Raw genomic sequence first — 11,050 nt, 5'->3', positions numbered from 1 at the left:
AAATATTTTGCCTTGATTACGATTGCTTGTTACACCAGATATTCGATCAGAATGGTCTTATCTACACTTTGTAGTGGAATCGTGATCCGATCTCCACTTTTCAGCTCAAGACCTTGAGTAGCATCCGTTACCCGTCCTGATTTCTCTATATTCACCGTGGAGCCATTCTTCAGCAATATTCGATCATTTTTGCCTGGGACGAACATAATTTTGTCCGTTTCCTTCAATTCAGGCGCTAGCTGTAGTACCTGATGAAGATTGAATTTACCCTTGAAGGCAGTCAATTTCTTATACTGTGGATATGTTTTCTCGCCTGTGTTCTCATCACGAATCTCAACAACCAATTGACCTACAAAACCTCGGTTCGCCTTTCTCATCGCCGTTAGAATGAAATAGGCTGCTGCAGCAATCACTGCGAGTGCTATAACACCAATGATAATGGGCAGAAGTGGAGATGACTTCTTATCTGGCACATCCGATCCTGTCAAAGGGTTGCTTGTACTTGCTCCACCCGCTTTGGCACTAATCTTCACAGGTTCTGTCTCTCGGTAAAAACTTTTATCCTCTGCTCTAACCTTAATCTCATATTCATGTCGATCAGCTACTTTATAAGTACCTTCAAAAAGATCGCCACTATTGTTCATTTCTACCTCTTTGGTGTCACCTGTATCTAAATCTGTCACTATGATTTTAGCAGTCATATTGTTATAGAGCGCATTATTCTGTAGATTCTGACCACCACTAACTAAATGGGACTTAATATCGATCTTATCACCCTTCTTATAGGCCTTGCTGGGTAAAGGATCCATCGTAAGTTCCATGTCGTAATTAAAAACAAGATTAATGTCGATCTTGTCTTTGGCTACCCCTTTTACCTGCAACTTCCAATCACCTTTTACAGGTGAAAGAAGCTTCAGTAAAGAATAACTCTTAGACTCAGAGAATAAGATATCGGATGCTGGGATGGACTTGCTAGCTCCTGTTGGGTCCATCAGCTTCACTTCAACAGGTTTATTGGACATGATAGAAATATTCGCTTCAAGTACGTTACTATTCGGTACATTAATCGTTACATCCTGATAACTACCGTTCGCATTAATGGACTGAATAGGTACAATCTTCAGCTTCAGATGGCTGGCAAATATTTCGCTTAAGATTTGTGGTAAATCATCTGCCGAATCTGTTGAGAATGCTTTCCCGCTTGTTTGCTTAGAGATCTGAGCAAGCGCATCCTTATTTAGTTTTCCATCAGCATTGAGACCAATGGTATAGACCGGGATACCACTCTTATTCGCATCTGCAACGGCTTGAGTCAATTCCTGATCCGATTGAGATTGCGTTCTACCCTTTGTTTTGTTGAAATCGTTATTACCATCCGCTAGTAATACGATCATTGGCTCATGGGAGGGGTCAGATCCTTGCTGCAGAACTTTGACAGCCTCCTTGATCCCTACTGCCGTATCTGTGTAAGGTCCACGATCTAATTGATCGATGAACTGTTTCAAATCTTCTTTATCAGCCGTTGACTTTATCTCAAGTAGTGCCTTCTCTCGCTGAATCTGATCGGTATAAGCAATAATCCCAACCTTATCTCCTTGAGCTGACAACATATCAATAAACATCTTCATCGCTTCATTACCGATTTTATTAGGATCGCTCGTCTTCATGGAATTACTAGCATCCACAACGAGCATAGCATCAATTTGTGAAGCCCGCTGAGCAGCCGAAGCTTCAGGCAGTCTGCCAGACAACGGCATCAACAATAAAGATAAGACCATCAGTAGACGGAATGTAAGTTGGTTTCTCCGAAGCATAGTGTTACTCCTTTATAGTAAGATGTGTAGATAGCTAGCATTGAACTAAAGTTTATACTCTTCAAACTCTATAGATTAGATTAAAGACAAGAATATGCAGGTCGTCTTTAGTTCATTCTAGATCGTTATAATGATCTCCACTCTACATGTAACTGTAGGTGAAAAGTCTTAAAAATCCCTTAAGACACTCTTAAGGTTACATAAATATAATGTATAAATTTATAAATTATGTAAATTCATGCACTAGATTCTGCCATCGTCTCTAATAATATGATATAATTAAACCTTTCAAAGTTCAATGCTAGTACCCAGCTTTCCAGACTCTTCCTATGGGTCAGAATTCTTATATCAACGATGAGAAAGGAAACTCAACATGGTTACATACGTTTGTCTTGGAGTTTTGATTCTTTTTGTTAGTCTAAATTCAATTTCTTATTTCTCTAATCGTAAAAAATCGCCCACCTCCGAGGAAATTGACGAACTACTTATATCCATTGTCAATGGTGAGGGTAATAAGCGCCATGAATAAAAAAAGACCCGTCACCATATCACCCTTCCATCAAACTAAATATAACTATGAGAAATTGAGAACATGCAATCATTGCAAATCATTCACAATCCTTTGGGAGGATCGGTGTGCAGTCTGTGGCAAAGATTCACTGATGCCTATCCATACGAAAGCTACGATAAAAGCTAAACGGTCTATGAGAAATGAACTTCTGGCAACACTCCTATTCACCTTAGTGGGCGTCTGGTTGGGAGATGACTATATGCAGATGGGCCTCTGTGCCGTCGTAGGCATCCTCCTTATCCTATTGTTATGGAAAGTTCAAAGAAAAATGATGCCTTACGTTATCCCACAAGAGATGGAAAACTTGATCTTAGGTGAGCAAGCCCGAATTATTGAAGGCATTAAGCATAATCGCCAAACTGCGGTTGCTCATTTACAAGAGGATGCAGTCCTCACTTATGAAATGCTGCGCGAAATCAGTACTTTAGTACATAATGACCGAATTCGCCTACAACAGATAGTACTTTTACAGAGTTTCATATTGCGCAAAGATATGGATCTCGTCCTTGAACCGCTACTCCTCAAAGACTTTGATAGTGAACTTGCCTCTTATATAGGTGAAATATCCAAAGTACAGCGAGAACTTATAAAGAATCAAACCATTCGTTACGTTCTAACCTATGAGCCTCAGATTCTAGAAATGGAGCATGGGAGAGACATTATGACCGGCGTGGCTGGCGCCGCTGTAAGAATGAAAAAATATGTTCAATCTTATCCTGAGTTCTTCCGTCGTTATGCTCGCTACCTGCCCAAGGACCGTTTCATGCGGTTATATCAGCTTATTCGCCAAAATCCCGATCAATCATGGGGTTCCTTAGCGGAAGAAGTATCTCGTATTCATAGTGAAAATTACACGCAAGGATAAATAAAATACCGATTCTCAAATTAAAAGTCGAAGAGGCTATAATCCTATGACGATTAAACGGGCCCTAACCCTGCAAAATATTTTGATTTTGTTATGTATTGCCGTTGGCATCCTGATTGGCATAAAGGGTTATCACATCCAACAAAAGATTTCCTGGCTGACTGAGGCAAATCGCCTCTATGAAGAGCAGAACCTCGTTGAGGCCGAAACTTGGTACCACAAAGCTCAGAACAACAAGTCTATTCGGTATAAAGAGCAAGAGATTTCCTCACGCCTAGAGGCGCTTGCCCCCATTACTCAGATCAAAGAGAAGCTTTCCGTACTTGATCTTAAGGCAAGCCACGCAAGTGGCAATCAGGACTTCTACGAATTGTTAAACGTATACGCTGAGTTAACTACTGTTCGCGCTTCTTTTATGAAGGAAGGAAGTCCCTACATTCCTTACTATAAGGAGATTTCCGCGCAGTATGGCATTTCCGATGACATGACTCGATATTTCCAAGAGTTTAAAACACTGTTCTATGAACAAATGAAGATCAACTTATCTAAGTCCGACTATTCAGATGAATCTTTCAAATGGAACCTACTTGCGATTCCAGATGTATTTTTCGGAAATAAGGATAAGAAGCAAACTCAGTTATATGGCAAATTCACAACCTATGATAGTACCAAGCTAACGCGAATGGCTTCTGCTGGTCAATTTAAGGTTGTACTAGACACATCATTAGCCATGTTCTCAGATTACACTTCCCATAGCGTTACAGCGGATTGGGTGATCGACAAGGCTAACGCGATTAGCAGAACAATCTTCCAAAAAGATGCTCAAAAGGAGAACTACGCCGCGTTCACTTCGCATGCTAAGGATTATACCGACTTCGCAACCCGTGGAAATCTAAATTCTAGCGTACTCGATGAGATTGAGGCTCAGGTACTTCAATGGCTTAATTCGGCTAAGCGCAAAGTGGCCTCTGCTCAATTCGAGCAAGCCATTGAGATCTATGAAGGACTCAACGCCTACCACAATACAGAAGACGAGATAACCGCAGCCGAGCGAGCTTGGACCATCCACGAGCCTATACGTCTTCTACAAAATAAAGATAGCTCTCACACCTATAGTCATATCATCACTGGAAGTAACCGTTTCGGAGCTCGGGTCTATGTCATCGCAGTGGATGAGCAGAACACCCTATATTTCGGAGAAATGGATTCCGAGGGTCTTGTGCACATCTTGTCCAGTTCTAATATCACGCAAACTATGCCGATCCGAGGCATCCGAGTGGATGAGCAACTTAGCACCCCTGCAACTCCAGTCATCCTTGTTGAGGCAGACTCACTTAGTCGTATCGCGATGTACTCTGCCTTCGAAGTACAGACAGATCGTATAGTTACCCTATTTCAAATAGACGCTGATGGATATCAATTAGACGAGAAGGGTACTCTGTTCGTCGATAATCCAAACGACGAAGGGGCAGGCCACATCGCCATCTATCAGCGATCCGGTGACAGCTTTCCGTTTGTAGGCATTCAACCAGACTATACTGACATTGCAGTGGATAATCTGGTTGGATATATCGGCGAAAAAGTGAAATTCAGTACCCGTGTGATACAAACAGGTAACAAGGAGGCCTACGCCGAAATGAGCTACGGATACGTGAAGTTGATCGGAGACTTTGATTTCTATGAAGGACCCATCACTGTAGTAGGAACATTTAATAATTACGAAGACTTATATGTGAACGACGAGTTAACGTCGATTCCTGTCTTTGAAGTCGAAAGTATAGAGTAATACTCTCCTGCCTCATGAGACAAGGATAAACGAATGAACATTTATACTTTCTACTATTGAACAAAGGTAGCCCGTTCCTCTAACATGAGAAACGGGCTGCTACTATGAGTTCTTTATTTAATCCGTGGACACATGACCATGAGAGCACCTGGGTCCACATTGGCTGTTAAAGGTGTAGCCGTAAGATTCTCGCCATCTCCAAGAGCGAGACGGGGAAGCTCGCTTTCCACGGATATATTCCGTCCGCGTAACATCGTAACGAAGGGAAGACGGGTATGTCCTCCATAGAGTATCGTCGGAAGGATGAGCAAGAGCTTAAACTTGGAGCAGCCGTGAACAATACAGATGTCTAGCATCCCATCATCAGGCCTAGCCTGTGGACAAATGGTTAGTCCTCCTCCGTAGCTAATGACATTGTTGATGGCTGTCAGCCAAGCAGACGAGAACGTTCGCGTCACACCGTCACATTGCACGGTTAGCGGAGAAGGGCGAAAAGTAAGAAGTGTATGGAAAATACCGATCAGATACGCCAATCTTCCCATGCCTATATAATTACAAACTTTCTTATAACGGCTGTTGTTCACATTATGGGCTACCTCCGCATCAAATCCAACACCTAGCGCAGTGAGCGTACTTGTCTCAGAAACAGAAATCAAATCAGCTACTGTGATTAGGCCCTCCAGCATAACTTCTAATGCAGAGGTTGTCTTCATTGGAATCTGAAAACCCCGAACAGTATCATTGCCGGAACCTGAAGGAAATACAGCCAAGGGAACACCAGAATGACGTAATACTGGCAACAGTCCGTGAATCGTACCGTCTCCGCCAACAACTCCTACGGCCTTCCACGCAACAGAAGTAGACAGTTGTTCTGTCAAAAATGTACGCGCTTGCTCGGAACTTTGAGTAAACTGGAGCTGATAATCGATACCTCGTTTATCAAGTATCTTGCTTATTTTTCGCCAAACCCGAAAACCTCTTCCGTTTCCAGAGCTCTTATTGACGACAAATAAATACATGAATGTACCTCCATCTGTAATTAAATTCTCTAGTCATTTCAGTGTAAGCAAAAAATAGAAAAAAGAACATCCTTAATTTTCAGAAGACTCATCTCTCCCGTAGGTGATTATCACAAAAGCAGCCCGTCCCCTGTATATAGGACGAGCTGCTTTTGTGAATTTTGCAATGACTATGAGTATCTATTCCGTAACTGTAATGACTACCTTTGTCTTCTTACCCGCGTGACTAACGGTAATCGTCGCTTTTCCTTTTCCAGTCGCCTTAATCTTACCATCCTTAACCGTTGCCGTTAAAATCTTAGAAGATTTCCACAATGCATCCGTAGATACATTACTTTCGGTGCCATCAGTATAAGTCGCTGTTGCTATGACTTTGGCTTCTTCACCCACTTTAAGTGACATGGCCACTTCATTGGTTTGTAAATATTTCAGCATATCCACATTTACCGGAATAGTGATAGATTTGTTAGCAAATTTAGCTATAATATTGGTCTTACCATAACTAATCGCTTTTATATTCCCTTTGCTTACCGTTGCTACCTTGTAATTAGACGTCTTCCATTCTGTCCGAGAGGAAACATCTTTGGTTGTACCATCACTATAGGTCACAGTGATCGTAACGTCTTCCTTGTCCCCTGATTTCATTGAAAAATGTTGTACACTTGCTTCGATTTTGGAAATAACGTCAACTTCGACAGTAATCGTTGCCTTCTGACCACCATACTCTGCAGTAATGGTAGATTTTCCGTTACTATAACCCTTTACATTCCCCTTATTTACACTAGCTACAGAAGTATTACTACTCTTCCAAGTTGCCAATGCCGTTACATCTTCTGTGAGATCAGCCGCATCTGTTGATGTGATTTTAATTGACTTCTCGTCACCGGAACTCATAATCAAAAGTCTAGTATCCGCTTCTAAACTACTCACTAGGCCGACACTTATCGTCATTGTATATTTGGTTTTATTATATAGAGCTGTAATCGTAGACGTTCCTGTAGCAAGACCTTTAATTAATCCATCTTTTACTTCAGCAACCTCGCTCTTACTGCTACTCCACTCTGCCTTACTGTTCAGGTTCTCCTCTATTCCAGCTTCATTGGTTCCCATTAGATTAACTTGAAACTCTTTATCTACTTTAATGTTAGCTGTTTTAGCGCTCAAAGCAACCTTAGCTATAATATCAACCTTAACCTTACTCGTCACGGAAGATCCACCATAAGTAGCTGTAATCGTAACCTCACCCATTTTATAGGCTGAAACTTTACCTTTAGATACATAAGCTATCCCAGCATCACTGGAAGTCCATTCAGCCTTGGACGTTACATCTTCTTTCGTTCCATCGGCATACGTGGCTGTCAGCTTTAAATCCTTACTCTTACCAATACCAAGTGACACTTCCTCATCACTGATATCCAGATGACGAGGAACATCAATATCTACCTTAATAGAGATACTCTTCTCTCCATAAGTCCCCGTAATTGTAGCCGATCCCGATGCCTCAGCTTGGATTAGTCCCTTATTAACATAGGCAATGGCTTCATTGCTGGATTTCCATGTGGCCGTGTCAGTAACCTCTACAGAGGTTCCATCAGGATATACTGCAGTTAATTTAACTTGCTCTTGCTTATCAACATGTAAGAATATATCCTGTTTATTTACTTCTAATTTACGAGTCTTATCCACATCAACCTTAAGGGTTGTCTTCTTAGAGCCATATTCAGCTGTAATTGTAGCTGTACCTGCAGTATAAGCTGTGATCTCACCCTTAATTACATCAGCAACATCTTCATTATCAGAAGACCATACTGCATCTGCTGTAACATCCTTACTCTCGCCATCTGGATACATTGCTGTCAATACTACTTTCTTAGAATCTTTCAGCAACAACGAAAGGTCAGGAACACTAAGGTCAAGCCTTTTTACAACTTCAACTGTCACTTCTAGTGAGACGGTTTGTTTACCATAAACTGCAGTAATGGTAGTTGTTCCTGAACTATGTGCGGTCACCTTACCATTCACTACAGTTGCAATATTATTGTTAGCAGAGGTCCAATCTGCTTTATCAGAAACTTGTTCTGTTGAATTATCGCTATAAGTAGCCGTTAATATGACATCTTGGGTCTTACCTATGCGGAGATCCACATTCTGAACATCCTTAACTAAAGCCTTTACTTTTTTAGTTACATTCACTTGAATAGATTGAGAAATACCTCCATAAACGGCTATTACGGTTACCGTTCCCTCGCTCTTTGCCGTCACAGTACCATTATAAGCCGTTGCTATGGCAGTATTTCCACTAGTCCATTCTGTACTTGTAGTCACAACTTTCGTTGTCATATCTGTATAAACAGCCGTTGCACTCAATGTGGCGGATTCTCCAACTTCAAGCGTTAATTGATTCTTGGAAAGCACCAGCTTGGACAATTCTGTAGCTGCCCAGGTTGTTCCGACATTAGCAAAGCTTACAAGCAGGATCAATGACATAATCAAAAACCTTTTGAATCTAATAGACAATGTAAGTTCCCTCCAGTTCTTATTGTAATTAATCATATTACTTCAATATCGGCAACTTTCTACCCAGACATTAGGATTTACGAAGATTCATGTGCAATATTATCACTTTTTTTATGTAAAAAGCCCCTCAATAATCGTAATGAAAATAAACAAACAACGGCGGTTACCTAATAACTAGGTAGCTACCGTTGTTGATATAGATACGCCCTTCATTTATAGCCCATACAACAAGACTCTGATCACACGAACATTTGTACTTGACGTTCTACTTGAACATCATGTATATTTATGGAAATTGATACATTTAGTTCATTCTGTTACGGGAAGCACCTGTATATTAAGGCTGATTCATGCCTTTATTACAGGTGCTTTTTGTATCTTATTAAAAAGGAGGTTAAATCATGTCCATGTCCCTTGCCAAAAGATTTATCATCATACTCATAATTCTTACACTGACCACACTCTCGCCCTTAACGGTAATGGCAGCTTCTTGGGAATTGCCAGCTTCAGCGCAGTCTGCCTTCAACACTATGCTGTCCACTACTGACTCATCATCAGCTGCCACCTTGAACAAGCGCTACTCTGAAGTTCTCCGTCTACAACGGCAAATTGCAGAAAGGGATGCGAAGATTGATCATATACATTTTGTTAACGAAGAAGTCATCATTGATCTACGCAAACAAATTAAACAAATCGATGAGGATAAGCTCAATAAGCTCGATACCCAATTAAAGCAGACCCGGGAACGATATAAACCACTGTTCACTCTATACTCGGCACTTAACCAGCAGATCACGATGGCTAACAAAGTGAAGAATAAGGAATTAAGTGCTGCCCTCCGGTCACAAGTGACCAGTATGAAGGTGGCGGTTCAAATGGCAAGAATAGATGTCTCCAATAAAGTAAGTGCATTGCAATCTGCCAAAAGTCAGACGACCCAAACTAAAAAGTCACTCCGTAATATGCTAGAAGCAAGAAATCCTATCAAAGTTCAGATTAAAGCAGCGAAGAGTACACTTAGTAGCTCTAAGAAGAAATTGTCCTCGGAAACAACTTCCTTTAAGCAAGTAGTCAAGAAGGTTGAAGTGAATAATACGCTGAAATCCCTTGAGAGACTCGTTCTATACTGTCAACAGATCTCAGATCTCAAGGATAAAATCTACACATTAGAGAACAAATTAACGGCTATCCATACAAAAGTGAAATCTAATATTCCCTCTAAATAAATTGAAAGCTTCTACTTATGAATAAGAAAATACAAGAACTAACCCCTGATCATCTCATGAAAAAGGTACTTCCTCATAATAAGGAAGTACCTTTTTCACAAGATGGCTATTAGACACAATCAGTTCTATCTTATTCAAGCTCAATTCAAAGATTATGACCGCATCATCATGGGCAAACTTAAATTCATTACAAAAGTGTAGCACAAGGAGATCCTATGAAACTTAATCCTATTAGACCGTTCGAGCCTATACGTACTGAGATCATACCCACAGGTCCACAGTGGATCACTCAAGTAAAGTGGGATGGCGTTAGAATGCTTACCTATTATGACGGGCTTACCGTCAGATTGGCGAATCGTAAACTTAACGATCGCACGCAGCAGTATCCTGAATTCCAGTCTCCTAACGTCTACTGCTCAGCATCATCCTTCATTATTGATGGGGAAATTGTAGCTTGGGAGGAAGGTAAACCTTCATTCCATGAAGTTATGAAAAGAGATAGCGCCCGCAAACAACAGAGTATTGAATTAGCTTCAAGACAAATCTCTGTGACTTATATTGTTTTTGATGTTCTTTTTGCAAATGGTGAATGGGTCATAGATCAGCCTCTATCTGTGAGACAGAATCTCCTAAACGAAATCATCACACCACAACCCCATGTACAAATTGCCCAGAGTTTCAAAGAAGGTAGCACTTTATTTGAGGCTATTAAACAACAGGGTATGGAGGGGATTATATGCAAAAATATAGACAGCTCCTATATCATCAATGGCAAAGATAATCGTTGGCAAAAGGTAAAAACGGAGCAGGACTTATATGCCGTGGTAGGTGGGCTAACGTATAAAGATGGCGTCGTCAGCTCGCTTCTTCTAGGTCTCTTTAATGAAGAAGGGAATTATATATACATTGGGAATGCTGGAGCCGGAAAATTAACGATGAAGGAATGGGCCGCTCTGACGAGTAGGATGCTTCCCATACAGATAGATACAAACCCTTTCTCGAACGTTCCCCAGCGAAGCAAGGGGGCTATTTGGTTAAAACCAACTATCGTGGTAAAAGTGAATTTTCTAGAATGGACGCATAGTGGCACCTTAAGACACTCTTGTATTCAAGGTGTCATAGAGGATATGTCTATATCCGATTGTCGTTTCAGTCAGAATAAATAAGCTCAGCCAAGATGAAACGGCTAACGTAGTCTGTAGTATTCTTTAATGGAAGTGCAAGTTTCATTAGAAATATCCGGACTGATATT

At 41.0% G+C, this 11,050-nt stretch carries 7 protein-coding genes; 4 read left to right on the top strand and 3 right to left on the bottom strand.

Translation table 11 applies throughout. The annotated features are described in order from the left end of the window. Window positions 1-29 precede the first annotated feature (29 nt). A complete protein-coding gene (locus UB51_RS23745; RefSeq protein WP_044879428.1) occupies window positions 30-1,814 on the bottom strand; it encodes a VWA domain-containing protein in 1,785 nt (594 codons plus the stop codon). A gap of 521 nt (window positions 1,815-2,335) precedes the next feature. On the opposite strand from UB51_RS23745, the gene UB51_RS23740 reads away from it, so the two are divergent. Together UB51_RS23740 and UB51_RS23735 are read left to right on the top strand one after the other, a co-directional pair. Beyond that, window positions 2,336-3,250 carry a hypothetical protein gene (locus UB51_RS23740; RefSeq protein WP_044879427.1) on the top strand — a complete coding sequence of 305 codons (915 nt, stop codon included), beginning with the start codon at window positions 2,336-2,338 and terminating at the stop codon, window positions 3,248-3,250. 46 nt (window positions 3,251-3,296) lie between these two features. Next, window positions 3,297-5,036 carry a hypothetical protein gene (locus tag UB51_RS23735; protein WP_052676054.1) on the top strand — a complete coding sequence of 580 codons (1,740 nt, stop codon included), beginning with the start codon at window positions 3,297-3,299 and terminating at the stop codon, window positions 5,034-5,036. A 113-nt stretch (window positions 5,037-5,149) separates the two neighbouring features. Here UB51_RS23735 and UB51_RS23730 read toward each other — a convergent pair whose 3' ends face one another. Next, window positions 5,150-6,055 carry a diacylglycerol/lipid kinase family protein gene (locus tag UB51_RS23730; RefSeq protein ID WP_044879426.1) on the bottom strand — a complete coding sequence of 302 codons (906 nt, stop codon included), beginning with the start codon at window positions 6,053-6,055 and terminating at the stop codon, window positions 5,150-5,152. A gap of 180 nt (window positions 6,056-6,235) precedes the next feature. Next, the gene (locus UB51_RS23725; protein WP_144407061.1) at window positions 6,236-8,572 is read right to left on the bottom strand and encodes an Ig-like domain-containing protein; all 2,337 of its coding nucleotides are present in this window, start codon (window positions 8,570-8,572) and stop codon (window positions 6,236-6,238) included. A gap of 401 nt (window positions 8,573-8,973) precedes the next feature. Between UB51_RS23725 and UB51_RS23720 the strand changes: the two genes are divergently transcribed. Together UB51_RS23720 and UB51_RS23715 are read left to right on the top strand one after the other, a co-directional pair. Continuing rightward, window positions 8,974-9,798, top strand: a complete 825-nt coding sequence (locus tag UB51_RS23720; RefSeq protein ID WP_044879424.1) for a hypothetical protein — start codon at window positions 8,974-8,976, stop codon at window positions 9,796-9,798. A gap of 215 nt (window positions 9,799-10,013) precedes the next feature. Continuing rightward, entirely contained in the window at window positions 10,014-10,964 is a 951-nt protein-coding gene (locus tag UB51_RS23715; RefSeq protein WP_044879423.1) for an ATP-dependent DNA ligase, read from the top strand. Window positions 10,965-11,050: the final 86 nt, after the last annotated feature.

The organism is Paenibacillus sp. IHBB 10380, from assembly GCF_000949425.1.
GTDB lineage: Bacteria > Bacillota > Bacilli > Paenibacillales > Paenibacillaceae > Paenibacillus_AQ.
This window is presented reverse-complemented; position numbering and strand designations above follow the sequence as displayed.